The organism is Massilia sp. NBRC 108631 (assembly GCF_059704565.1).
Genome location: NZ_BAAKJE010000070.1, coordinates 43,096 through 70,072, shown reverse-complemented (window position 1 = coordinate 70,072; position 26,977 = coordinate 43,096). Strand labels below are relative to the sequence as shown.

At 65.4% G+C, this 26,977-nt stretch carries 29 protein-coding genes and 1 pseudogene; 10 read left to right on the top strand and 20 right to left on the bottom strand.

The genetic code is table 11. The features are described 5' to 3' along the window. Window positions 1-46 precede the first annotated feature (46 nt). On the top strand, window positions 47-295 hold the full coding sequence (locus AC6H42_RS09085) for a DUF3820 family protein (RefSeq protein ID WP_497547868.1): 249 nt from the start codon (window positions 47-49) through the stop codon (window positions 293-295). Further along, complete coding sequence (locus AC6H42_RS09080) at window positions 292-855, top strand: DinB family protein (protein ID WP_057157849.1); 564 nt, start codon at window positions 292-294, stop codon at window positions 853-855. The genes AC6H42_RS09085 and AC6H42_RS09080 overlap by 4 nt, the downstream gene beginning before the upstream one ends. Here AC6H42_RS09080 and ampC read toward each other — a convergent pair. Continuing rightward, window positions 852-2,720 (bottom strand): class C beta-lactamase, encoded by a 1,869-nt coding sequence (gene ampC / locus AC6H42_RS09075; protein ID WP_497547867.1) that lies wholly within the window; start codon window positions 2,718-2,720, stop codon window positions 852-854. The genes AC6H42_RS09080 and ampC overlap by 4 nt on opposite strands. A gap of 119 nt (window positions 2,721-2,839) precedes the next feature. Between ampC and AC6H42_RS09070 the strand changes: the two genes are divergently transcribed. The 3 genes and pseudogenes from AC6H42_RS09070 to blaOXA all read left to right on the top strand — a co-directional run bounded on the left by AC6H42_RS09070 (window position 2,840) and on the right by blaOXA (window position 5,037). Then, on the top strand, window positions 2,840-3,241 hold the full coding sequence (locus tag AC6H42_RS09070) for a BlaI/MecI/CopY family transcriptional regulator (protein ID WP_057157848.1): 402 nt from the start codon (window positions 2,840-2,842) through the stop codon (window positions 3,239-3,241). Then, window positions 3,238-4,143, top strand: a pseudogene (locus AC6H42_RS09065) (M56 family metallopeptidase); the annotation flags it as partial. The gene AC6H42_RS09070 and the pseudogene AC6H42_RS09065, both read left to right, overlap by 4 nt. Before the next feature lie 87 nt (window positions 4,144-4,230). Further along, window positions 4,231-5,037 (top strand): class D beta-lactamase, encoded by an 807-nt coding sequence (gene blaOXA / locus AC6H42_RS09060; RefSeq protein ID WP_373888204.1) that lies wholly within the window; start codon window positions 4,231-4,233, stop codon window positions 5,035-5,037. On the opposite strand, the gene AC6H42_RS09055 is transcribed toward blaOXA, so the two are convergent. From AC6H42_RS09055 to AC6H42_RS09040, 4 genes are read right to left on the bottom strand one after another with little or no spacing between them, the layout of a single operon-like run. Further along, entirely contained in the window at window positions 5,034-5,429 is a 396-nt protein-coding gene (locus AC6H42_RS09055) for a PPC domain-containing DNA-binding protein (protein WP_057158069.1), read from the bottom strand. The genes blaOXA and AC6H42_RS09055 overlap by 4 nt on opposite strands. A gap of 2 nt (window positions 5,430-5,431) precedes the next feature. After that, window positions 5,432-5,812, bottom strand: coding sequence for a glutaredoxin (locus AC6H42_RS09050; protein WP_057157846.1), 381 nt, complete (start codon window positions 5,810-5,812; stop codon window positions 5,432-5,434). Window positions 5,813-5,845: 33 nt separating this feature from the next. Then, entirely contained in the window at window positions 5,846-6,259 is a 414-nt protein-coding gene (locus AC6H42_RS09045; protein WP_057157845.1) for a DUF1810 domain-containing protein, read from the bottom strand. 43 nt (window positions 6,260-6,302) lie between these two features. Then, complete coding sequence (locus AC6H42_RS09040; protein ID WP_200954082.1) at window positions 6,303-7,508, bottom strand: MFS transporter; 1,206 nt, start codon at window positions 7,506-7,508, stop codon at window positions 6,303-6,305. A 100-nt stretch (window positions 7,509-7,608) separates the two neighbouring features. Between AC6H42_RS09040 and AC6H42_RS09035 the strand changes: the two genes are divergently transcribed. Continuing rightward, the gene (locus AC6H42_RS09035) at window positions 7,609-8,517 is read left to right on the top strand and encodes a LysR family transcriptional regulator (protein WP_057157843.1); all 909 of its coding nucleotides are present in this window, start codon (window positions 7,609-7,611) and stop codon (window positions 8,515-8,517) included. A gap of 38 nt (window positions 8,518-8,555) precedes the next feature. Here the strand turns inward: AC6H42_RS09035 and AC6H42_RS09030 are convergent, their stop codons facing one another. The 3 genes from AC6H42_RS09030 to AC6H42_RS09020 form a co-directional block, all read right to left on the bottom strand. Further along, a complete protein-coding gene (locus AC6H42_RS09030; RefSeq protein ID WP_057157842.1) occupies window positions 8,556-10,742 on the bottom strand; it encodes a putative bifunctional diguanylate cyclase/phosphodiesterase in 2,187 nt (728 codons plus the stop codon). Continuing rightward, window positions 10,735-11,697, bottom strand: a complete 963-nt coding sequence (locus AC6H42_RS09025) for an EAL and HDOD domain-containing protein (RefSeq protein ID WP_057157841.1) — start codon at window positions 11,695-11,697, stop codon at window positions 10,735-10,737. Before AC6H42_RS09025 ends, AC6H42_RS09030 begins: the two co-directional genes overlap by 8 nt. A 116-nt stretch (window positions 11,698-11,813) precedes the next feature. Next, a complete protein-coding gene (locus AC6H42_RS09020) occupies window positions 11,814-12,731 on the bottom strand; it encodes a LysR substrate-binding domain-containing protein (protein WP_057157840.1) in 918 nt (305 codons plus the stop codon). A 154-nt stretch (window positions 12,732-12,885) separates the two neighbouring features. On the opposite strand from AC6H42_RS09020, the gene AC6H42_RS09015 reads away from it, so the two are divergent. The 4 genes from AC6H42_RS09015 to AC6H42_RS09000 all read left to right on the top strand — a co-directional run bounded on the left by AC6H42_RS09015 (window position 12,886) and on the right by AC6H42_RS09000 (window position 16,819). Then, window positions 12,886-13,587, top strand: a complete 702-nt coding sequence (locus AC6H42_RS09015) for a pirin family protein (protein WP_057157839.1) — start codon at window positions 12,886-12,888, stop codon at window positions 13,585-13,587. A 135-nt stretch (window positions 13,588-13,722) separates the two neighbouring features. Then, window positions 13,723-14,373, top strand: coding sequence for a GTP cyclohydrolase II (gene ribA / locus AC6H42_RS09010; protein ID WP_056397224.1), 651 nt, complete (start codon window positions 13,723-13,725; stop codon window positions 14,371-14,373). Window positions 14,374-14,408: 35 nt separating this feature from the next. Further along, on the top strand, window positions 14,409-15,845 hold the full coding sequence (locus AC6H42_RS09005; protein ID WP_057157838.1) for a S1 family peptidase: 1,437 nt from the start codon (window positions 14,409-14,411) through the stop codon (window positions 15,843-15,845). After that, window positions 15,842-16,819: an FHA domain-containing protein gene (locus tag AC6H42_RS09000; protein ID WP_057157837.1), complete on the top strand. Its 978-nt coding sequence runs from the start codon at window positions 15,842-15,844 to the stop codon at window positions 16,817-16,819. The genes AC6H42_RS09005 and AC6H42_RS09000 overlap by 4 nt, the downstream gene beginning before the upstream one ends. 25 nt (window positions 16,820-16,844) lie before the next feature. Here the strand turns inward: AC6H42_RS09000 and AC6H42_RS08995 are convergent, their stop codons facing one another. The 12 genes from AC6H42_RS08995 to AC6H42_RS08940 form a co-directional block, all read right to left on the bottom strand. Further along, window positions 16,845-17,252: a VOC family protein gene (locus AC6H42_RS08995; RefSeq protein ID WP_497547866.1), complete on the bottom strand. Its 408-nt coding sequence runs from the start codon at window positions 17,250-17,252 to the stop codon at window positions 16,845-16,847. Window positions 17,253-17,269: 17 nt separating this feature from the next. Then, window positions 17,270-17,572: a hypothetical protein gene (locus tag AC6H42_RS08990; RefSeq protein WP_057157835.1), complete on the bottom strand. Its 303-nt coding sequence runs from the start codon at window positions 17,570-17,572 to the stop codon at window positions 17,270-17,272. 352 nt (window positions 17,573-17,924) lie between these two features. Next, on the bottom strand, window positions 17,925-18,416 hold the full coding sequence (gene ispF, locus AC6H42_RS08985) for a 2-C-methyl-D-erythritol 2,4-cyclodiphosphate synthase (RefSeq protein ID WP_057157834.1): 492 nt from the start codon (window positions 18,414-18,416) through the stop codon (window positions 17,925-17,927). Next, a complete protein-coding gene (gene ispD / locus AC6H42_RS08980) occupies window positions 18,413-19,135 on the bottom strand; it encodes a 2-C-methyl-D-erythritol 4-phosphate cytidylyltransferase (protein WP_057157833.1) in 723 nt (240 codons plus the stop codon). Before ispD ends, ispF begins: the two co-directional genes overlap by 4 nt. 9 nt (window positions 19,136-19,144) lie before the next feature. Beyond that, window positions 19,145-19,831: a hypothetical protein gene (locus AC6H42_RS08975; RefSeq protein WP_497547865.1), complete on the bottom strand. Its 687-nt coding sequence runs from the start codon at window positions 19,829-19,831 to the stop codon at window positions 19,145-19,147. 41 nt (window positions 19,832-19,872) lie between these two features. Then, window positions 19,873-20,430: an NUDIX domain-containing protein gene (locus AC6H42_RS08970; protein WP_057157831.1), complete on the bottom strand. Its 558-nt coding sequence runs from the start codon at window positions 20,428-20,430 to the stop codon at window positions 19,873-19,875. A 36-nt stretch (window positions 20,431-20,466) separates the two neighbouring features. Next, the gene (locus AC6H42_RS08965) at window positions 20,467-20,820 is read right to left on the bottom strand and encodes a DUF2818 family protein (RefSeq protein WP_057157830.1); all 354 of its coding nucleotides are present in this window, start codon (window positions 20,818-20,820) and stop codon (window positions 20,467-20,469) included. After that, complete coding sequence (gene nuoN / locus AC6H42_RS08960; RefSeq protein WP_057157829.1) at window positions 20,821-22,338, bottom strand: NADH-quinone oxidoreductase subunit NuoN; 1,518 nt, start codon at window positions 22,336-22,338, stop codon at window positions 20,821-20,823. A gap of 21 nt (window positions 22,339-22,359) precedes the next feature. Next, window positions 22,360-23,844 (bottom strand): NADH-quinone oxidoreductase subunit M, encoded by a 1,485-nt coding sequence (locus tag AC6H42_RS08955; protein ID WP_229418332.1) that lies wholly within the window; start codon window positions 23,842-23,844, stop codon window positions 22,360-22,362. A gap of 37 nt (window positions 23,845-23,881) precedes the next feature. Further along, window positions 23,882-25,972 carry an NADH-quinone oxidoreductase subunit L gene (gene nuoL / locus AC6H42_RS08950; RefSeq protein ID WP_057157827.1) on the bottom strand — a complete coding sequence of 697 codons (2,091 nt, stop codon included), beginning with the start codon at window positions 25,970-25,972 and terminating at the stop codon, window positions 23,882-23,884. Between the two features lie 36 nt (window positions 25,973-26,008). Next, on the bottom strand, window positions 26,009-26,317 hold the full coding sequence (gene nuoK / locus AC6H42_RS08945; RefSeq protein WP_008450334.1) for an NADH-quinone oxidoreductase subunit NuoK: 309 nt from the start codon (window positions 26,315-26,317) through the stop codon (window positions 26,009-26,011). Then, window positions 26,314-26,976 (bottom strand): NADH-quinone oxidoreductase subunit J, encoded by a 663-nt coding sequence (locus AC6H42_RS08940; RefSeq protein ID WP_057157826.1) that lies wholly within the window; start codon window positions 26,974-26,976, stop codon window positions 26,314-26,316. Before AC6H42_RS08940 ends, nuoK begins: the two co-directional genes overlap by 4 nt. Between the last annotated feature and the right edge of the window lies 1 nt (window position 26,977).

Below are 26,977 nucleotides of genomic sequence, written 5' to 3'. Positions count from 1 at the left end.
CGAAAAAGACGCCGCCGAGCAGAAGATATTTGAATCCTAATCAACAATGAACCTCGACTCCGACGCCCTGGCGCACCTGCTGCGCTATGAAATGCCCTACGGCAAATACAAAGGCCGCGTGCTGGCCGACCTGCCCGGCCACTACCTCGGCTGGTTCGCGCGCGCAGGCTTCCCCGGCGGCCAGCTGGGCGCCCTGCTGGCCCTGATGTACGAACTTGACCACAACAACCTGCGCGGCCTGCTCGACCCCTTGCGCCCCGCGCCGCCGCGTCCCGGCCCGAGCCTGCCGCGATGAGCCGCAGCAGCCACGTCAAATTGATGTCCGCGTATAACAGCTGGATGAACCGGAAGCTGTACCAGGCGGCGGCCGCCCTGCCAGCGGATGAGCTGGCGCGCGACCGGGGCGCGTTTTTCGGCTCGCTGCTCGGGACGCTGAACCACCTGGTGGCGGGCGACACGGTATGGCTGAAGCGCTTCGCGGCCGAGGCGGCAACATCGCCAGCGCTCTCGCCAGCCGCGTTCGCGGCGCTGGCGCCGGTGCGGGCGCTGGCCATGCCGGCCAGCCTGGACGCGCCGCTGTTCGACGCGCTGGGGCCGATGGCGGCCCACCGCGAATGGCTGGACGGGGCGATCACGGCCTGGGCCGAAGCGCTGACCGAGGCCGACCTCGGCGCCACGCTGCGCTATGCGCGCATGAATGGCGACGGCCACGCCAAGCCGCTGTTCGACGTGCTGCTGCACTTTTTCAACCACCAGACCCACCACCGCGGCCAGGCCAGCACGCTGCTGTCGCAAGCCGGCGTGGACGTGGGCGTGACCGACCTGCTGGCGCTGATCCCCGACCTCGCGCCCTAGCGCGCCGCAGGCGCAGCAGCAGGGGCAGCAGCAGGCGCCACGCGGTTCAGCACCTCATACGCCGCGCTGACCCGCTCGCTGCCCGGCAAGCCACGGTTGGACAACATCACGATGCCCACCTTGCGCCCCGGATTGAACAGCGCGTAGGCCGCGAAGCCGCCGGTGGCGCCGGTCTTGTGCAGCCAGGCGTCCCCCTGCGGCGCCGACGGCGGCGCGATGGCGTCCACCGGGTTGGCCTGCCACACCATCTTCTCCGCCGTGCTGGTCAGCAGCTGCTCCAGCCCCGCCTGGCCCGGATACTGTTCCCAGATCAGCGCCTGCGTCATGGCGCCCACCTTGTAATAGCCCGCATGCGTATCGGCGATGGCGCGCGCCAGCTTGGCGTCCAGCGGCAGCAGGCCCATGTTGGCGTCCACAAAGCGGATCATGTCGCGCGTATTGCTCTTCACGCCGTAGGCCTCGTCGGCCAGCACGCCGGGATTGACGCGCACCGGCGCGCCCTTGCTGTTGTAGCCCTGCGCATACTGCGCCATCTGCGCTTCCGGCACCTCGATATAGCTGTGCTCCATGCCCAGCGCCGGGAACAGCGTGCGCTCCACCGCGTCCACATACGGCACGCCCAGGCTGCCGGCGGCGGCGATGGACAGCAAGCCGATGCCCAGGTTGGAATAGGTGCGGTGCGTGCCGGGCGCGTGGCCAGGCTGCCAGTCCTTGTAGTAGTCCATCAGCTGCGCATAGGTCTTGATCCGGTCCGGCACCTGCATGGGGAAATCGCCCACCGTGTGCGTGCCCAGGTGGATCAGGTTCACGCGGTCGAACACGCTGCCGCGCAGCGCCGGCACATGGCGGCTCACCGGGTCCGTCAAGCCCAGCTTGCCCTGCGCCTGCGCGTAGGCTGCCAGCGTCGTCGTGAAGGGCTTGCTCAGTGAGCCCAGCTCGAACAAGGTGGCGTTGCTGACCGCCTGCCCGGTTTCCTTCGACGCCACGCCGTAGTTGTAGAAGTAATGCGTGCCGTTCACGCTCAGCGCCACTGCCATGCCGGGAATCGCATTCTTTTCCAGCAGCGGCTTGATCGCCTGGTCCACCTCGATGGCGTTGACCAGCGCGGGAAATTCGGCAACGAAGCCATCGCGCGCCAGCATGCCGGTCGAGATTTCCTTGGGCGCGTCCCGGTCGCGCTGGATCAGGCGCGCGAACAGGTATTGGCGCCCGCCTTTCGACGCCCAGCCTACGTACCAGCCGTAGCCCGAGCCGGCGCCGGTCTTGCCGTTGATGCGCCAGCCCTCCGGCGCCTGGCCGAACGCCGTGAGGCGCGCCGTCATCTCGTAGGCATGGTCGCTCACGCCCAGCCGGCGGTTCACCACCTTGCCCAGGAAGGACAGCTGGCCCAGCGGCGAAATGCGCAGCGAGGATTCCAGCCAGGACGCCGTCAGTCCATCATGCGCGGCATCGCCCGACACGTCGCCGTTACCGTATTCGAAGCGCTTGGTGTAGGCCGCGAAGCGCGCCTTGCCCAGCGACAGCGTGAGCTGCTGCGAGTACCACACTACCGATTCGCCCATCCACCTGGCCGGGTCGGACGCGCTGCGCCAGCTGGGGCGCCAGTCCACATAGCCCTGGCGGAACGGCAGTTCCGGCGCGTGCTCGTCCTTCAGGAAGCCGGCGTCGTAGCCCATCAGGCTGAGCGGGATCTTGAAGGTGGATGCCGGCGTCACCTCGCGCTGGCAGTCGCCGCGCTGCACCAGGATCTTGCCGGTGGCGGCGTCGGCGATGGCCGTGCAGACTTCGGCGGCACAGGCGGCGGGGACGGCGGCCAGGGCGGCCACGCTGCCCAGCACCGCCATGGCGATCATGCGGAATTTCATACTTCTCCTCTCAAAGCCGCGAAATGCGACAAACATGACCATCATGCGACATTGGTCACATCCATGTCAAATGTTTTATTTCGAGTGACATAAGTCGCAAACCGCTGCACAATAGCGCCATGGCCATTCCCTCTATCTCCGAACTATCCGTGCTCAAGGCGCTGTGGAAACAGCAGCCGCTCAGCGCGCGCGAAATCCACGACCAGGTTGAACCCGAACTGGGCTGGTCCTATTCCTCCACCCGCAAGACGCTGGAGCGCATGCTCGACAAGGGTTCGGTGCGCCAGCACACGCGGCACGGCGTGCAGGTATACGAGCCGGCGCTGGAGAAAGTCGGCACCCTGGCCGCTTTCGCGCATGACTTCGGCAAACGCGTGATGGAGATGGAGACGCCCCTGCCGGTCAATATGTTTACCGGCAGCAAGCTGGTTGACGAGGCCGAACTGGCGCAGCTGGAACAGCTGCTGAACGACTGGCCGGACGACCCGCAGGACCAGCCGGGCCCGCAGGACCGCGCATGACAGGCGCAGTCCTGGCGGACGCATGGCTGCTGCGCTTTCTGCTGGCCAGCGCCGGCTGCCTCGCGGCCGGCCTCGCCGTCTGGGCGCTGACCGCGCTGTGCCGCCGGCTGCCGGGCGTTGCCCTGCACCGCTCGGTCTGGCTGCTGAGCCAGGCCACGGTGGTGGCGGCGTTCCTGGTGATCCTGCTGCCGCACAGCGAACGCCTGCGCCTGGTGCCTCCCATCGAACTGCCCGAAGCCGCAGCAAGCCGTCCCGCAGCGCAGGACGGTCCGGCCGCGCACCGCGCCGGCGAGGGCAGCGACGCCGCCAGCACCGGCCAGGTGCAGCCGGCCTCCTGGCTCACGCGCGCCGCGCAAGCGTGGCTGCTGGCCTACCTGCTCGGCCTGGGCTACACCGTGTTCCAGCTGCTGCGGGCGCGCCGCATGCTGAACGGCCTGGCCGCCAGCGGTAGCCGCCTGCCCGCGCCGATCCCGGCGGCAAGCCAGCCCGCGCCTGCCGCCGCGCCCATCGTCATCGAAGTGGACGCGCCGATTTCCCCCATGCTGTTCGGCCTGCGCAAGCCGCGCCTGCTGCTGCCGCGCCACCTGCGCAGCTTCGACGCGGCCCAGCAGCAGCTGATCGTCGAACACGAACTGACGCACTGGCGCCGCCGCGACCTGCAATGGATGAGCATCGGCATCGTGCTGCAGACCCTGCTCTGGTTCAACCCCTTCATGCGGCTGCTGCGCAGCAGCTTGTCCTGGGCCCAGGAACTGGGCTGCGACCGCGACGTGCTGCGCGGCCGCCCGCCGGCGCAACGCAAGGCCTATGCCGCCGCGCTGGTGGCGCAGCTGCGCCTGCAACACGGCACGCCCAAGACCGCGCTTGCTTTCGGCGGCGTCTGCGCCAGCACGCTGGCCTCGCGCATCGCGCTGATCCGCGAACCGGGGCGCGCGCAAGGGCGCAGGGCGCGCGCCGCGCGCCTGCTCGCGCTGGCCGGCCTGGCCTGTGTGTTCGCCGCCAGCCTCGCCTTCCAGCCAGCGCTGGCCTGGCGCATCGCTCCCGCGGCCTCGCAGGTCCCGTTCACCTGCACCGTGATCGCCGACGCCGCCAGCGGCCGGCAGCTGGCGCGGGAGGGCCATTGCGACGAACGCGTCACACCGGCTTCGACCTTCAATATCCCGGTCGCCCTGATGGGCTACGACAGCGGCATCCTGCAGCACGAACACGCCCCGCTGATGCCGTTCAAGACCGGCTACCCCGCTTACGTCCCCTCCTGGCGCGCGGACACCGACCCCAGCGGCTGGCTGCACAACTCGGTGCTGTGGTACGCCCAGCAGGTGACCGCCACATTGGGCGCGGCCCGCTTCCAGCACTATGTGCAGCGCTTCGGCTACGGCAACCAGGACCTGTCGGGAGACCCCGGCAAGGACAACGGCCTGTCGCTGGCCTGGGTCGGCTCCAGCCTGCGCATCTCGCCGCTGGAGCAGGTGGCCTTCCTGCGCAAGGTGGCCAACCGCGAACTGCCGCTGTCGGCGCACGCCTATGCCATGACCGCGCGCATCATGCCGCAGCAGACGCTGGCCAACGGCTGGCAAGTGACGGGGAAAACCGGCACCGCCTCGGCCCTGCTGCCGGACGGCAGCGAGGACGGCACGCGCCAGTATGGCTGGTATGTGGGCTGGGCCACCAAGGGCCAGCGCACGGTGGTGTTCGCGCGCCTGGCGATGGACGCCAAGCAGGAAGGCGCCATGGGCGGCCCGCGCTCGCGCGAAGCGCTGCTGCGCGAACTTCCGGCGCGGCTGGACGCGTTCTAGCCCAACGCCCGCACCACAAGTTCCTTGTAGCCCGAGGCCGGATCGGTCTCGCGGCGCAAGCTGTGGCCGGGCAGCAGCGCCAGCAACAGTTCCGCCGTGGTGCGCACCACGCAGCCGGCCGCCACGTGGCCGCCGTACACGCGGCCCTGCGCGTCCGACACCGACATGTGCAGATGCGCGCCGTCCGGCGCCACCGAACCTGCCAGCGTCAGGATTTCCAGGTCGCCGCGCAATTCGGTCGCACCCGGCATGCCCGCATAGCGCAGCTGCGCCACGCTCAGGCTGCCGATGCCCTGCAGCACGAAAGCGGCGGCGCAGGCTTCGGCGGCGGCCGCCTCGATGGCCGCGCGCAGGTCCGCGCCCGGCCCCAGCCGCAGCGGATGCGCCAGCAAGCTCATGCGGGCAGCTTGGGCGCCACCAGCGCGGTGAACTCGCCGCTGTCGACCAGCTTCTTCAGATCCTGGAAGCCGCCCACCAGCGTGCCGTTGATGAACACCATCGGCAAGGTCGGCCAGCCGCTCCACATTTTCAGCGCGGTGCGGCGGCGCCACTGGCTCAGGTAGCTGCCGTATTCCAGGTACACATACGGCGCCCCCTGCGCGTCCAGCAACTGGCGCGCCTTACGGGGAAAGGGATTCATCGCCATGCCGACCACCACCACCTTGTTGGCGGCGACAGCGGCCTGCACCGCCTGCAGAATGTCGGCGTGGTTGCCCGCGACCTTGCTGCGGATGGCGGGATGGATGCGGGATTCTTCTAAAACGGGACGGCTCATGGCGCTTCCATTGTCGTTGCGGATCACGCGATATTACAGCAGCGACAGCGTCTCCGGATCGGGCTCGCCGCCGAAAAAGCGCTTCAGGCAGGCCGTGAACAGGTGCTCGGCGGGCGCGGCCTCGGCAAACAGCGTCACGCAGGAGCGGAATTTGATGTCGTCCGGCGCGCCGAAGATATCGTGCGCCGACACGCCCTGCCCCGCCGCCAGCACCAGCGCGCAGCACTCGCGCAGCCGCCCGCCCAGCAGCGGGTGGTCCAGGTAAGCCCGCGTTTCGGCCAGCCCCGACAGGGCGTAGCGGTGCGCCATCTCGCTGCGCCCCAGCCCGGCCAGCTGGGGAAAGATGAACCACATCCAGTGGCTGCGTTTGTGCCCGGCATGCAGCTCGGCCAGCACCGTCTCGTAGACCGGCTCCTGCGCCGTCACAAAGCGTTCAAGATCCCACATGCCGTCCTCCCTGCAAAGCGATGTGGGAAAAAGTATAGCCCGGTCAGTGCGCGGCCGCCGCACTGCTTCCGGCCACCGCGGGCGCGCCGACAGTGCGCCGCGCCAGCCACGCCAGCGGCAGCAGCGCCGCCAGCGAAATGGCCACCCCGGCCCATGGCGTGGCGCCCATCAGGCTGCGCGCCACCATCAGGCCGCCCAGCGAGGAGCCGAGCGAGATGCCGAAGTTGAAGGCCGAGATGTTCAGGCCGGAGGCAAAGTCCACCGCCTGCGGCGTGTAATGCTCGGCCGTGGCCAGCATGCCGGCCTGCAGGCCGGGCGACAGGCCGAAGGAGAACAAACCCCACAGGAACAGCAGCGGCACCAGCGCCCAGGGCGTGTGCACCGACAGCGCCAGGCCGGCTTGCGTCACGGCCAGCAGCACCAGCAGCATGCGCAGCGAACGCTGCCAGCCCATGTGGCTGCTCAGGTAGCCGCCCGCCATATTGCCGGCGAAAGTGGCCGCGCCGAACACGACCAGCATGGCGCTGGCGGTGGTGGCCGAGAAGCCGGCGATATCGGTCAGGATAGGCGTGATGTAGGTGAAGGCGGCGAAAATGCTGCCGAAGCCCAGCGTGGTCACCGCCATCATGGTGAGGATGTGGCGGTCGCCCAGCGCGGCCAGCTGCGTCGAGGCCTTGCCGCTGCTGGCTTGCGCCATGCCGGAAGGCAGCCAGCGCAACATGGCCAGCAAGCCCGCCAGCGCCATGCCGGCCACCGCGAAGAACGGCAGGCGCCAACCCATCAAATTGCCCAGGAAACTGCCCAGCGGCACGCCCAGCACCATGGCCAGGGTCAGCCCGCCGAACATCACGGAAATCGCCCTGCCCGCCTGCCCCTTGGGCGCCAGCGAAGCTGCCACCGTGGCGCCGATGCCGAAGAAGGCGCCGTGCGCCACCGCCGTGATGATGCGCCCGGCCAGCAGCACGCCGTAGCTGGTGGAAAACGCCGCCAGCAGGTTACCCAGCAGGAACACCGCCATCAGCCCCGCCAGCACCGCCTTGCGCGGGTAGCGCGACAGGCCCAGCACCGCCAGCGGCGTCCCCAGGGCCAGCGCCAGCGCGTACAGGCTGACCAGCGCGCCGGCCGAATCGAGCGGCACCTTCAGGTCCGCCGAAATGGCGGGCAGCACGCCCACCACGATGAACTCCGTCACGCCGATGGCGAACGCGCCCACCGAGAGCGACAGCACGCCGGGATGCATCTTTTTCATGGAATACTCCATCAGTGAATTAATTCCATCCATTGTAGAACCCGGCTCACTGATGATATAGACTGCCACAAAGCCAAACACTTATGAAATGGATTCACTCATGGCCCGGCAGGATATCAACCGCGCAGCGGAAATGGCGGTCTTCGTCGATGTGGTGGACGCCGGCGGCTTTACCGCCGCCGCGCAGCGCTTGAAGATGACGCCGTCTGCGGTGAGCAAGCTCATCTCACGGCTGGAAGCGCGGCTCGGCACGCGGCTGCTGCACCGCTCCACGCGCCAGCTGCGGACCACGCCGGAAGGCGCGGCCTTCTACAGCCAGTGCGCGCGCATCCTGGAAGACATGGACAGCGCCGAACGCGAAGCGTCTTCCACCGGCGCCCCGCGCGGCCGGCTGCGCATCAACTGCTTCGTGCCTTTCGCCATGCTGTATCTGCTGCCCATCCTGCCCGAGTTCCTGGAGCGCTACCCGGACATCACGGTGGACGTGGCCGGCACCGACACCGTGGTGGACCTGCTGGAAGACCGCACCGACATCGCGATACGCGCCGGCAAGCTGAAGGAATCGAACCTGGTGGCGCGCAAGCTGGGCGAAGGCCGCATGGTGGTGCTGGCCTCGCCGGCCTACCTGGCAAAACACGGCACGCCGCAAACGCCGGACGACCTGGCGCGCCACAACCTGCTGGGTTTCAACTTCCGGCGCCAGGTGCCGCTATGGCCCTTCCTGGACGGCAAAGGCGGCATGCTGCAACTGCGCCCGGAAGGCAACGCCCTGCTGGGCGACGGCGAAAGCATGCGCCACCTGGCGCTGGCCGGGGTCGGCCTGGTGCGGCTATCGCGCATGCACACCAAGCACGACATCGCCGCCGGGCGGCTGGTGCCGGTGCTGGAGGAATACAACCCGGCCGACCTGGAAGCGGTGCACGCGGTCTTCCTCGGCCCCGGCAAGCAACTGCCGCCGCGCGTGCGCGTGATGCTCGATTTCCTGATTGAAAAGATCCGCCTCGATTGAGCCCCGCCGCGCGCACCGGCGGGCCGGCCAGCCCGGCCTTAGCGCGCCCCGAACGCCAGCCGTTTGCCTTCGCGCAGCATGCGTTCGAAATCGTCGGCCGGCACTGGCTGGCTGAACAGGTAGCCTTGCAGCTGGTCGCAGCCCAGCTCGCGCAGGAAACGCATCTGCTCGGCCGTCTCCACGCCCTCGGCCACGATCTCCTGGCGCAGCTGCTGCGCCATGGTGACGATGGCGCGCGCGATGGCGCAATCGTTCTCCTCGTACGGCAGGCCGACCACGAAGGAGCGGTCGATCTTCAAGGTGCTGATGGGGAATTTCTTCAGGTAAGCCAGGCTGGAATAGCCGGTGCCGAAGTCGTCCAGCGCCAGCGCCAGGCCCATGGCCACCAGCTCGTTCATGATGGCCACCACGTTCTCGGCGCCGCGCACCAGCAGGCTTTCAGTGATCTCCAGCATGATCTGCTCGGGATGCACCTGGTGCCGCCGCAGCACGTCCGCCATGCGCGCCGGCAGGCCCCGGTCGAACTGGCGCGCCGACAGGTTGACCGCGATGGGCGGCATGATCAGGTTGGCGTCCTTCCATGCGCGCACCTGGCGGCAGGCCTCCTCCAGCACCCAGTTGCCGACCTCCTGTATCAGCCCGGTCTCCTCGGCCACCGGGATGAACACGCCCGGCGACACCAGGCCGCGCAGCGGATGGCGCCAGCGCAGCAAGGCTTCGGCGCCGACGATGCGGCCGCTGCGCAAGCTCACCTTGGGCTGGTAGTACAGCTGCAGCTCGTCGTGCAGCAGCGCCTGGCGCAGCTCGCTCTCGATGCGCAGGTGCTCCTTGGCGCGCTGGTTCATTTCCTCGCTGTAGAACAGGAAGGCCGACTCGGCCTGCGCGGCCTTGGAGGTGGCCACGTCGGCGTGGCGTATCAGCGCGCCGGTTTCCAGCCCGTCCTCGGGGTAGACCGCGATGCCGATGCTGGCTCCCACCTGCAGACTGTGGCTGCCCAGCTGAATGGGCGCGGCCAGCGCGGCAACCAGTTTCTGCGCCACGATGGCGGCGTGCTCGCGCTTTTCGATGTGCAGCAGCGCGACGCCGAAACGGTTGCCGTCCAGCCGCGCCAGGATGTCGGGGTCGCGCAGCACGGCGCGGAACAGCTTGCCGATCGCGCCCAGCAGCTGGTTGCCGACGTCGTGGCCCAGCGTGTCGCTGATGGCGCCCAGGCGGCCGATCTCCACCACCAGCAAGGCGCCGTGCTCGTTGCTGCGGCGCGCCTCGGTGAGCGCCTGCGTCATCAGCTGGGTCAGCAGGCACTGGTTGGGCAGGCCGGTCAGGGTGTCGTAGTTGGCCATGCGCTGCATGCGCGCCTCGGCGTCCTTGTGCACGCTGATGTCCGAGAACAGGGAGAAGGTGTGGCTGATCTTGCCGCTGCTGTCGCGCACCGCGCTGATGGTGACCGACTGCGGGAACAGTTCGCCGTTCTTGCGCCGGCCCACGATCTCGCCGCGCCACGGACCGTTGCCCGCCATGGCCGCACGCACCTTGGCGCGGAACTCGGCGTCGTGCACCCCGGAGCGCAACAGGTCGGGCGTCTTGCCCAGCGATTCGCCCGGCGTGTAGCCGGTGATGCGGGTAAAGGCGCTGTTGATCGAGACTATGCGTTCCCTGGCGTCGGTGATCAGCACGCCCTGCTCGCTGTCCTCGATGATGCGCGCGTGCAGGCTGATCTTGTCGAAGTCCGACAGCGGCTCGCTCACGTGCGCCATGCGCACCCGCATGCCCTGGGCCTCGCCCAGTTCGTCCTGCAGCAACGACAGCGCCAGCTGCACCCAGATCACCTCGCCGGACTTGCGGCGCCGGCGCACTTCGGCCGTGCCGCCGTCCTGCTCGTAGAGCAGCTCGGCCAGCGCGCCGTCGTCGTCCTCGGTGTACAGGAACAGGATGTTCTGGCCCAGCGCCTCCTGCTCCCGGTAGCCGAACAGGCGCTCGGCGCCCCGGTTCCAGGCGGTGATGTAGCCGGCCAGGTCCAGCTCGAGCATGGCCGCTGCGTCGCCATCCTGTTCGATGTTCTGCTCGGCGGCCGCAGCGCCGGCCCGGACCAGCTCGGCGGCACGCGCCTCGGCCACGGCCGCCAGCGCGGCATCCAGTTCGGCCAGCGTTGCCGCCAGGGCGGCGCCCTGTTGCGTCCGGGCCGCCTGGCTCAGCGCCAGGCAACGCGCGATCGCCGCGTCAAGCATGGCCGCTGCCTGCCTTGTCGGTGGCCACGCTCAGCATCCACAGATGCGCATCGGCCACTACGCGGTTGAACTCGGCCCCGTCCAGCTGCAGCGCCTCCAGCCGGCCCGCCACGGCGGCGAAGTCGCCCCGTTCGGCCGCCTCCACCAGCGCCAGCAGTTCGCCCAGCTCGCCCTGCCTGTCGAGCAGGGCCTGCTGCGCCGCGTCGCCGATGGTCAGCGGCGCCAGCACCTCGGCCAGCGGCATGCCGAACAGCACGCCCAGCAGCGAGAACATGCCGACCATAAAAGCCTGCTCCTGCTGCGCCTTGCCCAGGCCGGTGCTGCGCGCCAGCAGTTCCAGCGCGTGCGCCCGCACCGCCACCTTGGCCAGCAGCATGGACGAGCGCAGGTCGCCTTCGCGTGCCGAGAACAGCATCAGGTTCAGCCAGCGCCGCAACTGCTGGCGCCCCAGGATCAGGATCGCCTGCGCAAAACTGCTGACGCGGCGGCTGCTGCCCATGCCCAGCGAGTTGACCAGCTTGAGCAGATGGTAGGACAGGGTCGGATCGCGCCGCAGCAAGGCCTCGATTTCATGGGTATCGCCGTCATTGCTGACCAGCTGCACCAGCTGCAGCGCCAGCGCGCGCGACGCGGCCTGCGCGCCGACCGCCTTGGGCGGCGGCGCCAGCGGCCAGTCGCCTTCAATCAGCACCATGCCCGCCGGCAGCGCCGCCTTGTCGAACACCGTGTCGGCCCGCACCAGCTGGCTGGGCAGCGGCAGCCAGCCGGCCTCCAGCCAGGCCTGCGCATGGTCCAGGCCGGCGCGGATGAAACAGGGGAACTGGCCGGCCAGCACCCGCAGTTGCTCGTCCGGCAACGCGGCGCGGCCGCCGCCGAGCACCATACCGGCCGGCTTGCCGTTGCGGTCGGCCAGCAAATGCAGGAAGACGGGAGGTGCGTCAGTCAATACGGTCATGGCTGGGTTCCGGGCAAACAGGTGGCTGGGCCTTGAATGATTTCATTATGTTACCCCGAAAGTATTGGCACAGGTCAACAAAGCTGCCGCCAGCGTTGCGCACATCACTACCCCGGTCAGCTCGACAGAAAGCGGCACAGGTGGTCGAACATGCCCGGCTGGCGCATGCGCTTGACCCACCAGCTCAGCGCGGCGCCCTCCTCGCCCGTGCGCCAGGCCAGGTAGAAGGTCTCGTCCGGCTTCGGTTCTTCCACGTCCTTCTCCACCAGCTTGCCTTCGGCGATGGCCTTGCGCGCGCAAGGCTCGGGCAGGAAGCCGAAGCCCAGGCCGGCGACCTGGTACTGGAACTTGGCATGCATGGTGGGCACGGTCAGCGTGTCCTGGCCCAGCAGCAGGCCTACGGTGCGCGGCGCCATCTGGCGCGCCGAGTCCGACATGACGATGGCGCGGTGGTGCTGCAACTCGTTGCGGCCCAGCTTGCCTTCCACCTGGGCCAGCGGATGGCTGGGCGCCACCGCGAACACGAACCTGATGCTGCCCATCGGGTGCGACACGTAGCCACCGCCGGCCGGCCCGTCGCCGGGCGCGCCCACCAGCACGTCCACCCGCCGGTCCAGCAGCGCCTCCCAGGTGCCCGACAGCGCCTCCTGCGCGATGCGCAGCCGGGTTTGCTGGGCCACCTCGTAGAAGGCGCGCACGTCCGGGTCCAGCGCCACCGCCGAGAACATGGAATCGATGCCCAGCGCCAGTTCGGTTTCCCAGCCGGAGGCCACGCGCCGCACGCGGTGCTCCAGGTCCAGCGCCGCCTTCAGCAGGTAGCGGCCCTCCTTCAGCAGCTCGCGGCCGGCGCGGGTCAGCTCCACGCGCGGGCCGTTGCGCTCGAACACCTGTACGCCGAGATCGTCCTCCAGCTTGCCGACGGTATAGGAAATGGTGGACGGCACGCGGTGCAATTCCTTGCCGGCGGCGGAAAAGGAACCGCGCCGGTCGATGGCGTCCACGATTTGCAAGGCTTCCAGGCTCAGTCTAAGCATTCGATTTTTTCGATCATAGGTCCATAAATTTTCCGTTTTTTGAAACGGAAGCACAGGCCTATACTTTGACCTATCGATGCAGCGAATTCAAGGCACAAGTTAAAAAGCCATCGAATTTATTGCACATAACCTGAAAAAAGAAACGGAGTTCACCATGTTGCAAGTACGTAAAAGCGAAGAACGCGGTCTGGCTAACCATGGCTGGCTCAATTCGCGCCACACCTTCTCCTTCGGCCACTACCATGACCCGAAACACACCGGCTTCGGCCCGCTGCTGGTCATCAACGAAGACAAGGTGACTCCGGCGCAGGGCTTCGGCACCCATGGCCACCGCGACATGGAGATCATTTCCTACGTGCTGGAAGGCGAACTGGCGCACAAGGACAGCATGGGCAACGGTTCGGTGCTGAAATACGGCGACGTGCAGCGCATGAGCGCCGGCACCGGGGTGCGGCATAGCGAGTTCAACCATTCGGAAACGAATGGCGTGCACTTCCTGCAGATCTGGATCCAGCCCAATGTGACCGGGATTGCACCCAGCTACGAGGAAAAGCACTTCGCTCCCGACAGCAAAGTGGGCCAGCTGCGCCTGGTCGCCTCAAGTGACGGCCGCGACGGTTCGGTGCTGATCCACCAGGATGCGGCAATCTACGCCACCATCCTGAACGGCGCCGACGCCGTGCAGCACACGCTGGCCCCGGGCCGCACCGCCTACGTCCACGTGATCCGTGGCAGCGTGTCGGTAAACGGCGTGGAGCTGAAAGGCGGCGATGCGCTGAAGGTGACGGAAGAGCAACTGCTCACCCTGGCACGCGCCGAAGCAGCTGAAGTGCTGGTATTTGATTTGCCATATTGAAAATGGGATAGGAGGGCCTAACATAGCTGTAGCGTAATTTTTGCTATGATGGCAGGGCACGCACGATCCGCAACGCGGTTCGGCGTGCCTTTTTTACTTATAAGCACCTGATACACCTGACAGAAGAGCACAACCATGCAGTCCGCCGCCGAAGCACCAGTGAAAGAAGAACTCGATTACGTGACCTCCTGCGCGCTGCCAACGCCGTGGGCGCAGTTCACGCTGCACGCGTTTGTCGAGCACGCCACGGGCAAGGAGCACCTGGCCATGGTGTTGGGCGACATCGGCGACGGCGCGCCGGTGCTGGCGCGCGTGCATTCGGAATGCCTGACTGGCGACGTGCTGTTCTCCCAGCGCTGCGACTGCGGCGCCCAGCTGGAAGGCGCGCTGAAGAAAGTGGCGGCCGAAGGCCGCGGCGTGGTGCTGTACCTGCGCCAGGAAGGCCGTGGCATCGGCCTGATCAACAAGATGCGCGCCTACCGCCTGCAGGAAGCCGGCGCCGACACGGTGCAGGCGAACGAACAGCTCGGCTTCAAGGCCGACCAGCGCAACTATGCGCTGGTGGAACCCATGCTCAAGCAGTTCGGCGTGCAAAGCCTGCGCCTGATGACCAACAACCCGCGCAAGATCGCCGCCATGGAAGCGCTCGGCATCCCGGTGGCCGAACGGGTGCCGCTGCTGGTCAACCGCAACAAATTCAATCAGAATTACCTGAACACGAAGGCCGCCAAGCTGGGCCACATGATGACCCCGCCGCCAGCGGCAGCCGAGGACGGCGAACTGTAAGCGCTAGCCCCTCCCGTCCCAAGTCCAAGGATTGCATGAAACTTACCCGTCTTGCCACCGTATTGACCATGACTTGGGGCTGCGCCCAGGCGCTGGCGGCCCCGCAGGCCGCAGCGCCGCCGCAGGCATCTCCCCCATTTCCCGCTGTTGCGGCCCGGCCCGTTCCCGGCGCCCCGGCCGCACCGGCGCCGCAAAACCAGCCCGGCCAGGCTGCGCCGGCGCCAGGCGCCTCCGACGCGGGTGCGCCCCTGCCGCCGCCGTCCAGCGCGGCGCAAAAACTCTATTCCAGCGCCAAGGCCGACCTGCTGCAGGTGCGTTCGCTGCTGAAAAGCGGCCGCACCCAGTCGTCGGTGGGCTCCGGCTTCCTGGTCGGTAACAGCAACCTGGTCGTCACCAACTACCACGTGGTATCGCAGTTCGCGCTGGACCCGGACAACTACACCGGCGAATGGGTGGACACCGGCGGCCAGCGCGGCAACGTGGAACTGCTGGCGGTGGACGTGCTGCACGATCTGGCCGTGGTGCGCGTAAACCGCAACGGTACCGGCGTGTTCAAGATGCCCGAGCAGCTGGCGCGCCTGAGCCAGGGACAGTATCTGTACTCGCTGGGCAATCCGCTCGACCTCGGCTTTGCCATTTCGGAGGGCTCGTACAACGGCGTTATCGCGCGCAGCTTCTACGACCAGCTGATGTTTACCGGCCCGATCAACTCGGGCATGAGCGGCGGTCCCAGTGTGACGGTGGACGGCGACATCGCCGGCGTGAACGTATCGAAGCGCCTGGACGGCGAACTGGTGAGCTTCCTGGTGCCGGCCCGCTTCGCCCAGGACCTGCTGAAAAAGATCCCCCAGGACAAGGCGCCGCCGCGCAACTTCACCCCGGTGGTGGTCGAGCAACTGCTGCAGCACCAGAAAGCCATGGTGGACCAGCTGCTGGCCACGCCGATGACCTTGAAAGCCATGGGCCCCTACATGGTGCCGGTGCGCGAATCCGAGCAGATGCGCTGCTGGGGCCGCTCAAACGTAAAGGCCAACAAGCCCTACACGGTCGATATCACCAATTGCTCGATGGAATCGGCCATCTTCGTGTCCGGCACCCTGCAGACCGGCGCCATCGGCATCCGCCACCAGTTCATGCGCAGCACCGGGCTGGACGCGCTGCGCTTCGCCCAGCTCTCCAGCGCTTCCTTCGAGAATGAAGGCTTCGGCGGCCACAAGGACCAGCACCTGACCGCGCCCCAATGCACGGAAATGTTCGTCAAGAACAAGAATCTGCCGCTGCGCGCCGTCCTGTGCGTGCGCGCCTACCGCAAGTTTGCCGGCCTGTACGATTTCGCCCTGCTGAGCGCCAGCACCGACGAAGGCTTGATGAACCTGCAAAGCCGCATGGACGCGCGCGGCGTGTCTTACGAAAACGGCCTGCGCGCCACCCAGGCTTTCCTTGAAGCGCTGTCGCGCGGGGCGGTCAAATGACGCCTCCTTATTTCATCGAGGTACTGGCCGCCAACGGCGACGTGCTGCAGCGCCAGCGCATCGAGCACCTGCCGATTCACATCGGCCGTGGCTACCACAACGATTTCATCCTGGACGATGCCCATACGGCCGAGCGCCACGCGGTGGTGGAGGCGGACGACAACGGCCATCTGGTGCTGCACGACCTGGGAACCCAGAACGGCGTGATCCACCTCGGCAAGCGCCAGCTCAGCGTGCCGCTCAACGGTACCACGGTGGTAAGGCTGGGCCATACCCGGCTGCGCGTGCGCGACGCCGGCTTTCCGGTGCCGCCGGAAGTGGCCGACACCACCATGCACGCCTGGGAAGGAGGCGCCCCGGCGCTGGCCGGCGTGGCGCTGATCGCGCTGTTCATTGGCGCCGAGGCGGCACTGGTGGATGCCGAGTCGCAATCGTTCCAGACCATACGCTACCTGCTGCTGATCGCCTCCGGCATCGCCGGCGGGCTGGTGTGGAGCGGCCTGTGGGCGCTGGCCAACCGCCTGTTCGGCGGCCATGCCCGCATGGGGCGCCACCTGTTCATCCTGGGCGCGGGCCTGGTGACGGCCGGCGCGTGGCGCGTGGTGAGCAATGTGCTGGCCTACGCGTGGTCGCTGGAATTCCTCACCCGCTACGGCAATCTTGTCACCTTGGCCATCATCTGCGGAGTGATCTTCTTCCACATGCGCACCATCAAGCCGCGCCATCCCAAGCCGCTGATGAAGGGCTGCATGGTGCTGATGGCACTGGGGTCGGGTTTGATCCTGGCGAGCAATCTGCAGAATTCGGGCCGGCTGGCGGACGAGCTCTACATGTCGGTGCTGCTGCCGCCCGTGGTGCGCCAGAGCCCCGACCATCCGGTCAGCGACTTCATGGCCGAAGCAGCCAAGCTGAAAGCCCAGGCCGACACGGCGCGCTCGCGCTCGGTCAAAGCCGAACTGGACGAGGACGAATAAAACCCGGGCCGGCCGCTGGCTGCATTCAAGTCCAGGCCGGCCCTTTCAATTCCACGGTATTGCCTTCCGGGTCGTTGATATAAATCGACGGCCCTTCTCCTTCCGCGCCATAGCGCGATTCAGCCGGTCCGGCTTCCACGCCGGCCGCTTTCAAATCGGCCAGAATAGCGGCTTCGTCAAAATCTTCCACGCGGAAGCAGAAATGATCCACATTGCGCCCTTCTTTTCCAGGCGCGGCGCCGCCCATCCTGCCTAATTTACCGTCCACTGGCACCAGATCGACCAGCGAACTTCCTGCGCGTAGCTGGATTAATCCGATGGCTTCCTGCCGCTTTTCAATAGTACAGCCCAGCACGCCGGTATAAAACCGGACCATATTATCCAGGTCCACCACGCGCAGCACAATATGGTCGATTTCACGCAATTTAATCATGACGCCTCCCTGGGCATTTAGATGCGGCCGCGAATGAATTTCGCAAGGAAAGTCTTGCATTCTTTGGGCGACAGGACGGCAACCGGATCGCCGTGATAAACATACAGAAAAGGCGTGCCGCCCAGCCTGTCCGTTAATTTTGCGGATACCAGGAAGCGGGTTCCCAGCGGATAAACATCGGTATCGCTCATGGCGCGGGCGCAATGCACCAGCAGGGAATGCGAATACGCCTGCCCCGGCACCGGGCATATTTTCACCTGTCCGTCCCGCCAGCAAGACTCCACCGCCACATCCCGATAAGCATAAATATCGCGCGCCATCGCTCTTCCTTGAAATAGACCAGCCATATTATGCCCGCAAACGCCCGCCACTGCCGGCTGCAAGGTGGACTCATGCCCACTTTCAGCGCGTTCAAGCCAATACTTGGCATAATCGGCCTGTGCGAATGGGCAAACGCAAGGCGCCAGCGCCGGACGCACGACAAAATGCCAAAACTTGTACAAGGTCGGGGAGCGGCTACGACGAGAATCGCTTTACGGAATGGACGAGGATGGGTTGTATGCGGGATGGAGAGACTATTCTGGATGACGAGCATCCAGAGGCGGTCCCGCGCACATGAGCAACATTAAAACAGAAAAAACGGGAGCTGGTGCGCGAGATAAAATCAGAAAATCAGGAACGGATCAGCAATGCGACCGCATCGGCATTAATGCCCTCCTCGCGACCGAGATAACCCATCTTCTCATTGGTCTTGGCCTTGATATTCACCTGCCCGGGCGACACGCCCAAATCTTCCGCAATATTTTCCACCATCGCCGGAATATGGGGCGCCATTTTGGGGCGCTGGGCGATAATCGTGGCGTCGATATTGCCGACATCATAGCCGCTCGCCTTGACCCGCTTGACCGCTTCGCGCAGCAAGGCGCGCGAATCGGCGCCTTTGAATTCAGGGTCGGTGTCAGGAAAATGTTTGCCGATATCGCCCAGCGCTGCGGCGCCCAATATGGCATCGGTGATGGCGTGCAGTAATGCGTCGGCGTCCGAATGGCCAAGCAGGCCGAGATGGTGGGGAATATCCACTCCACCCAATATCAGTTTGCGGCCTTCCACCAGGCGGTGGCAATCATAGCCCTGGCCAATGCGGAATGGGAGGTGTATGGTCATTGGTTTTCTTCCTTTTCTGGATGCGCCAGATACATTTCCGCGATGCGGATGTCGCTGGGTAAAGTCACTTTCAGGTTCCTTGGATGGCCTTCCACCAGTTGCGGCGACAACCCGAGAAGCTCGACGGCGCTGGCGTCGTCGGTGATGGCGTTGGGGTCGGCGGCGCTGGCCAAGGCGCGCAGCAGCAGTTCATAGCTGAACATTTGCGGGGTTTGCGCCAGCCACATGCCCTCGCGCGGGATGGTGGCGGTGGCGCCGGACCTGGTGGTCTTGACGGTATCGACCACCGGCAGCGCCAGCAGGCCGCCAGCCGGATTGGCGCCCGCTTGCGTGATCAGTCTGGCAATCAGCGCCGGCGTCAGGCCCGGCCGGGCCGCGTCGTGCACCAGCACCAGGTCGGCGTCGCCGACCTGCCCGCGCACGGCGCGCAGGCCGTTCAGGATGCTCTCCATGCGGGTCGCGCCGCCGCAGCGCAGCACCGTCACGCCGCCGCCGGCCAGCCCGGCCGCGTCCGTCAGCACCTCATCCACGTAGCCGTCGCCCTCGCTCACCACCACGAAGCTGTGCGCGATCAGCGGGCTGGCCAGGAAGGCGTCCACCGTGTGGCGCAGCATGGGCTTGCCGTTGATGGGCAAATATTGCTTGGGGCTGGCCGCCGCCATGCGGGAGCCGACGCCCGCCGCCGGGACCAGCGCGAAATATCTTGGTGTAGTTGTCATTTTTTCTCGTTATCGGCGGCCACGGCTTGTGTTCAGCACGGCCTGGATCTCGCCATTGCACGCCTTGCTCAGGCGCAGGTATTCGGCGGGCGCGTCGATCAGCGCCTGCACGGCCTCCACTTTGCCCATTTCGGCCTTGATATAGGGCAGCCAGCCGGTGTCGATCTCGCGCGCCAGCGCCACCCGGGCGGTGCCGCCCGGCGCGTACAGCGGCTTGCCGCCGTAGCGGTTGGCCAGCGCCGCGCGCACCGTGCGCTCCACCTTGGGCAGGTGGTCCATATACGCCTTCATGTGGCGGAACTCGTGTTCCAGGATTTCCTTGTAGCCGCAAGTGCCCGGCGGGAATTCGCTGCTGACGTAGATCAGCACCGGCGCGTAACTCAGCTTGACGGTCACTTGCGGCGAGACGCACTCGTAGCCCGTGACCGGATCGGTGAGCATGGCGCCATCGGAAGAAATCGCCACCCGCGACTCGGTCTTGGTCAGGCCCAGCACATAGGTATTGGCCCGCGCCGCCCCCTTCATGGTGGTCAGCGTGCGGTAGGACAAATGGTTGTCCACGCTGTAGCCGTTCTGCTGTGCGGTCAGGATCGAGACTGACTTGTTGATGCTGTCTTCGCAGCGGATCTGGAACGGCGTGCGGCCGGCGCCCGCCGCGGACGCCGTTCCGGCCACCGCGACAAGCAAGCTCAGCACAAGCCACAGTCCAACCCGGCGCCACACTGTCTTCATCGCGTTCAGCCCGGCTGCCAGACCCCGGCCAGTATCTTTTCCGCCCAGAACGCGCCGATGATGGTCTTCACGTCGGTGATTTCGCCGCTGCGCACCCAGTCCAGCACCTGCTCGACGGTGGCGGTGAAGGTCTCCACGAACTCGCCCTCGTCCAGCTTGGGCGGGCCGGCCGTCAGCCCGCGCGCCAGGAAGATGTCCAGGTGCTCGTCCGAATAGGCGATAGCGTTGTGGATGGTGCAGACGAATTGCCAGTCGCTGGCGGTGTAGCCGGTTTCTTCTTCCAGTTCGCGCCTGGCGCCGTCCAGCGCGGACTCGCCGGGATCCTTCTTCCCTGCGGGCAGTTCGATGAATACGCGGTCGAGCGGATAGCGGTACTGGCGCTCGAGCAGCACGCGGCCGTCGTCGAGCAGCGGGATGATGACCACCGCGCCGGGGTGCTTGATGTACTCGCGGCCGGTGGGCTTGCCATCCGGCAGCGCAACGCGGTCTTTGTGGACTTTCAGGAAGTGGCCGTCATAGACCATGCCGCCGTCGATCTTGGTTTCTTTCAGGTGCGCATCCATGCGCCCTCCTCTTGCTGAGACAGAAACCGCAGTGTATCAGTGACGGGGCTTGTACAGGTAGCGCAGCACGAAGCCGGGGAAGGCCAGCACGATGAACAGGCAGGCGGAAATGGCGTAGAACTCCCACGATTGCGGGAACACGGTGCCGATGCGGCCTTCCAGCAGGACGGCCACGCCGCCCACCAGGAAGTACAGCACCGCCAGCTCCACCAGGCGCACCAGGAAGGTCTTGTGCACGGTGTTGCCGGCGCGCCGGGTGGCCGACGGCGCGCCGGAAGTGAGCGCGGCCTTGACCGGGATGACAGCGAATACCTTGTCGTTGAAGAACGGCAGGTTGGCGCCCGCAAGCGCGAGCATGATGACCAGCCAGCTGGAGGCGCCAATATCCATTTACACCGCCAAGGTAGTTTTCATGGCCTTCAGGCAGGCGTCCAGCAGCGGGCCCGGAATCATGCCCATTGCCACCACGGCCAGCGCGTTCAGGCCCAGCACGATGCTGGTGTCCGCGTTCACGGCCAGCGGCGCGGTGTCTGCCGGTTCGTCGAACCACATGACCTTGACCACGCGCAGGTAGTAGAACGCGCCGATCAGCGAGAACATCACCGCCAGCACGGTCAGCCACAGCGCGCCGGTGCTCAGCACGGCTTGCAGCACCGAGAACTTGGCGGCGAAGCCCACCAGCGGCGGTACGCCGGCCAGCGAGAACATCAGGATCGACATGATCATCGCGTACCAAGGGGAGCGCTTGCTCAGGCCCTTGAAGTCGTTCAGTTCGTCGGCTTCGAAGCCCACGCGCGACAGCACCATGATCAGGCCGAAGCTGCCCAGCGTGGTCAGCACGTAGACGATGGAGTAGTACATCGCGGCGCTGTAGGCGGCGGCGGTATTGCTCTTGTCCACGCCCACCACGCCGGCCAGCAGGCCCAGCAGCACGAAACCCATTTGCGCGATGGTCGAGTACGCCAGCATGCGCTTCAGGTTGGTTTGCGCGATGGCCGTCAGGTTGCCGATGCCCAGCGACAGCACGGCCAGGATCATCAGCATCTGCTGCCAGTCGTTGGCCATCGGCAGCAGGCCTTCCACCAGCAGGCGCACGCAGATCGCGAAGGTGGCCAGCTTGGGCGCGGCGCCCAGCAGCAGCGTCACCGGCGTCGGCGAACCCTGGTACACGTCCGGTACCCACATGTGGAACGGCACGGCGCCCAGCTTGAAGGCCAGGCCGGCAACCACGAACACCAGGCCGAACACCAGGATGGCAGGCTTGACGGTGCCGCTGGCAGCCTTGGTGGCCACTTCGGTCAGTTCCAGCGAGCCGGTGGCGCCGTACAGCATCGAGATGCCATACAGCAGGAAGCCGGATGCCAGCGCGCCCAGGATGAAGTACTTCATCGCCGCTTCGGTCGACTGCGCGTGATCGCGGCGCAGCGCCACCAGGGCGTACAGCGACAGCGACATCAGTTCCAGGCCCAGGTAGATCGACAGGAAGTTGTTACCCGAGATCATGACCATCTGGCCCAGCAGTGCGAACAGCGCCAGCACATAGAATTCGCCGCCCAGTTCACCGCCCAGCATGCCGCGCTGGTGCGCGTACTGGCGCGAGTAGATCAAGGTCAGCGCCACGGCAATGTACGACGCGATCTTCAGCAGGTTCGCCATCGGATCGGAGATGAACATGTCGTTGAACGCGTACACCGTGGTGCCGGCGTTGAAGTCGGCAAACGAGAACATCGCGCAGCCGGCCAGGGTCAGCAGCGACAGCACGTAGGTGATCACGCGCTTGCTTTCGCCGAGGAACATGTCGATCAGCAGGATGGCCGAGGCAGCCACCAGCAGGAAGATCTCGGCGTACAGCGGCGTCAATGTGGCCACGTGGGTGGCCACGTCGGTGGCCTGATTAATTGGATTCATGTAGAGCTTTCCCGTTATTTCTTATGGCAGCTTGGTCTGCGCGACATGCTTGAGCAGGTCGGCAACCGAGGTTTGCATCGTGTCGGTGAACGGCGCAGGATACAGGCCCATCCACAGTACCGCGATCGCCAGCACGCCCAGCATGAAGAACTCGCGGCCGTTGATGTCGGTCAATTCGGCCACGTGGTGGTTGGTCACTTTGCCGAAGATCACGCGCTTGGCCATCCACAGCGAGTACGCCGCGCCCCAGATCAGGGCCGAGGCGGCCACGATGCCGGTCACGAAGTTGAACTGCACCGCGCCCAGGATCACCATGAACTCGCCGACGAAACCGGAGGTCGCAGGCAGGCCGCAGTTGGCCATCGAGAACAGGATGAAGAAGGCTGCGAATTTCGGCATCTTGTTCACCACGCCGCCGTAGTCGGCGATGTTGCGCGAGTGGGCGCGGTCATACAGCACGCCGATGCACAGGAACATGGCGCCGGAGATGAAACCGTGCGAAATCATCTGCACGATACCGCCCTGCACCGACATGTCGTTGAACATGAAGAAGCCCAGCGTGACGAAGCCCATGTGGGCGATCGACGAGTAAGCGACCAGCTTTTTCATGTCCTTCTGCACCAGGGCCACCAGGCCGATGTACAGCACGGCGATCAGCGACAGGCCGATCACGAACCAGGCCAGTTCACGCGAAGCGTCCGGCACGATAGGCAGCGAGAAACGCAGGAAACCGTAGGCGCCCAGCTTCAGCATGATGGCGGCCAGCACGGCGGAACCGCCGGTCGGCGCTTCCACGTGGACGTCCGGCAGCCAGGTGTGGACCGGGAACATCGGCACTTTCACGGCGAAGGCCATGAAGAAAGCGAAGAAGATCAGGACCTGCTCTTTCATCGTCAGCTTGGCCACGTGCCAGTCGAGGATGTTGAAGCTGCCGGTCTTGTTGTACAGGTAGATGATGGCCACCAAGGTCAGCAGCGAGCCGAAGAAGGTGTACAGGAAGAACTTGAACGACGCGTAAATGCGGTTCGCGCCGCCCCACACGCCGATGATGATGTACATCGGGATCAGCGTGGCTTCGAAGAAGAAGTAGAACAGCAGGCCGTCGGTGGCGGTGAAGACGCCGATCATCAGGCCCGACAGGATCAGGAAGGCGCCCATGTACTGCGCCACGCGCTCCTGGATCACCTCCCAGGCCGAGATCACCACGATGATGGTGATGAAGGCGGTCAGCGGCACGAACCACAGCGACAGGCCATCCACGCCCAGGGCGTAGAAGATGTTGAAGCGTTCGATCCACGGCGAGCGCTCGACAAACTGCATGCCGTGGGCGGCGTTGTCGAAGTGCGAAATCAGCGGCAGCGTCGGCAGCAGCGAGACGATGGAACCGATCAGGGCCAGCACGCGCACCAGGCCGGCGCGCGAGTCGCGGCCGATGGCCAGCACGATCAAGCCTGCCAGTATCGGCAGCCAGATCGAGAGGCTCAGGTAGGGAGTAAGATTATTCATTGTTGACTGCATCTTTTTTCTCTTTGCGTGTCAGCTGTTAAGCGTGCCAAAACGGCAGGAAGTAGACCAGGAAACCGACAATGCCCAGGATCATCACGAACGCATAGTGGTAGATGTAGCCGGTCTGCGCCAGGCGGGTCAGCGAGGAGAACCACGCCACCACTTTGGCACTGCCGTTCACTACCAGGCCGTCGATCAGGGTACGGTCGCCCACTTGCCACAGGCCGTTGCCCAGCACACGCGCGCCGCCGGCGAACACTGCCTGGTTGAACTTGTCCATGTAGTACTTGTTGTCCAGCAGGGTGTGCAGCGCCTTGAACTTGGCGTAGAACCATGCCGGTACACGTGGGTTCACCATGTAGCAGTAGTACGCGGTGGCGACACCGGCGATCGCCAGCCACAGCGGCAGCGAAGTCAGCGAGTGCAGCGCCATGGCCATCGGGCCGTGGAACTCTTCGCCCAGGATCTTCATCGCTTCGTGGTTTTCACCGATGGTGATGACGCCCTTGAAGAAGTCGCCATGCAGCATAGGCGCGATGGTGAAGTAGCCGATCAGGACCGACGGAATGGCCAGCATCACCAGCGGGAACCAGACCACGAATGGCGACTCGTGCGGTTTCTCGCCCGGGGCCAGGCCGTGGTGGCCGTGATCGTCTTCCTCTTCCTCGTGGTGCGCGTCCGAGTCATGCGCCGGAGCGGCATGCTTGTCGTGGGCATGGTCATCGTGCGCATCGTGCGCGTGGGCCTTGCCGAATCGCTCTTCGCCGTGGAACACCAGGAAGTACATGCGGAACGAGTAGAACGCGGTCACGAACACGCCAGCCAGCACGGCGAAGTTCGCGAAGCCCGCACCCCAGATATGGGTCTCGTGCACGGCCTCGATGATCGAATCCTTCGAGTAGAAGCCCGAGAACAGCGGCGTGCCGATCAGCGCCAGGGAGCCCAGCAGCGAGGTGATCCAGGTGATCGGCATGTATTTGCGCAGGCCGCCCATGTTGCGGATGTCCTGGTCGTGGTGCATGCCGATGATGACCGAACCGGCGCCCAGGAACAGCAGCGCCTTGAAGAACGCGTGCGTCATCAGGTGGAACACAGCCACCGAATAAGCCGAAGCGCCCAGCGCCACGGTCATGTAGCCCAGCTGCGACAGCGTGGAGTAAGCCACCACGCGCTTGATGTCGTTCTGGATGATGCCCAGGAAGCCCATGAACAGCGCGGTGATCGAACCGATCACCAGCACGAAGGACAGCGCGGTGTCGGACAGCTCGAACAGCGGCGACATGCGGGTCACCATGAAGATGCCAGCGGTCACCATGGTGGCGGCGTGGATCAGCGCGGAGATCGGGGTTGGACCTTCCATCGAGTCCGGCAGCCACACGTGCAGCGGGAACTGGGCCGATTTACCCATGGCGCCGATGAACAGGCAGATACAGGCCACGGTCAGCAGCATCCAGTCGGTGCCCGGCAGCGTCATGGCGGCCAGCGCGTCCTTCTTGGCGAACACTTCCTGGTAGTCCATGGAACCGGCGTAGGCCAGCAGCAGGCCGATGCCCAGGATGAAGCCGAAGTCGCCCACGCGGTTGACCAGGAAGGCCTTCATGTTGGCGAAGATCGCGGTTGGACGGGTGTACCAGAAACCGATCAGCAGGTAGGAAACCAGGCCCACCGCTTCCCAGCCGAAGAACAGCTGCAGGAAGTTGTTGGACATGACCAGCATCAGCATCGAGAACGTGAACAGCGAAATGTAGGAGAAGAAGCGGTTATAGCCTTCGTCGTCCTTCATGTAGCCGATGGTGTAGATGTGAACCATCAGCGACACGAAGGTCACCACGTTCATCATCATGGCCGTCAGGGTGTCGATCTGGAAGCCGACAGCCAGCTTCACGCCGGCCACGGTCATCCAGCGGTACACGTCGGCGTTGTACACCGGTGCGCCGTCCAGCATCGCCAGCAGCGTCTGGAAGGAGATAATGAAAGCAATCAGCACGCCCAGGATGGTCGCGGCGGTTGCCACTTTCCGGCCAACGACGTTGCCGAAGAACTTAGTGCCGAGCAAACCGGCGATAGCTGAGCCCGCCAGCGGAGCCAGCGGTACAGCCAAAAGGAGGTTAGGGTTAAGCCCCGTCATGATGAACCTTAATGTTTATTATTCGAGGTGATTAACTCAGCCTTTGAGGCTGTCCAGGTCTTCCACGTTGATGGTGTCCAGGTTGCGGAACATCACCACCAGGATCGCCAGGCCGATTGCCGATTCGGCAGCCGCCACGGTCAAAATGAAGAAGACGAAGATCTGACCGGCCGCGTCGCCCAGGTAGTGGGAGAAGGCGATGAAGTTCATGTTCACTGCCAGCAGCATCAGTTCGATGGCCATCAGCAGAACGATGATGTTCTTGCGGTTCAGGAAAATACCAACGATCGAGATCGCGAACAGGATCGCGCCCAGGACCAGGTAGTGAGCCAGGGATAAAGTCATTTAGCCTCCTTCGGTGCTTCATTCGTTGCAGCTGCTGCGGGTGCGTCCGGCGCGTTGCGGGTCGACACCGCGTCCATCTTCACGATGCGCAGGCGGTCGTTGCGCTTGACGCGCACGGCGTCGGCAGGATCGAAGTACTTGATGTCCTTGCGCTTGCGCAGGGTCAGCGCCACGGCGGCGATGATGGCCACCAGCAGCACGGCTGCGGCGATCTCGAAGGCGTAGATGTACTCGGTGTAGATCAGCATGCCCAGCGCCTTGGTCGAGCCGATGGTGCCGGCCGCCTCCGGCGCGGCTGCGCCGTTGATGCCGAACGAACGCCAGATCACCGACGCCATTTCCAGCACGATGATGCCGCCGATCACGCCGGCGATCGGCAGGTAGCCCCAGAAGCCTTCGCGCAGCTTGGCCACGTGGATGTCCAGCATCATCACCACGAACAGGAACAGCACCATCACGGCGCCGACATACACCAGCACCAGCACGATGGAGAGGAACTCAGCTTTCAGCAGCATCCAGATGCCTGCGGCCTGGAAGAAGGCCAGCACCAGGAACAGCGCGGCCTGAACCGGGTTCGGGGCCGTGATTACGCGGATCGACGCCAGCACCAGGATGGCGGAGAACACGTAGAACAAAACGGTTGTAAAGTTAAAGTCCATT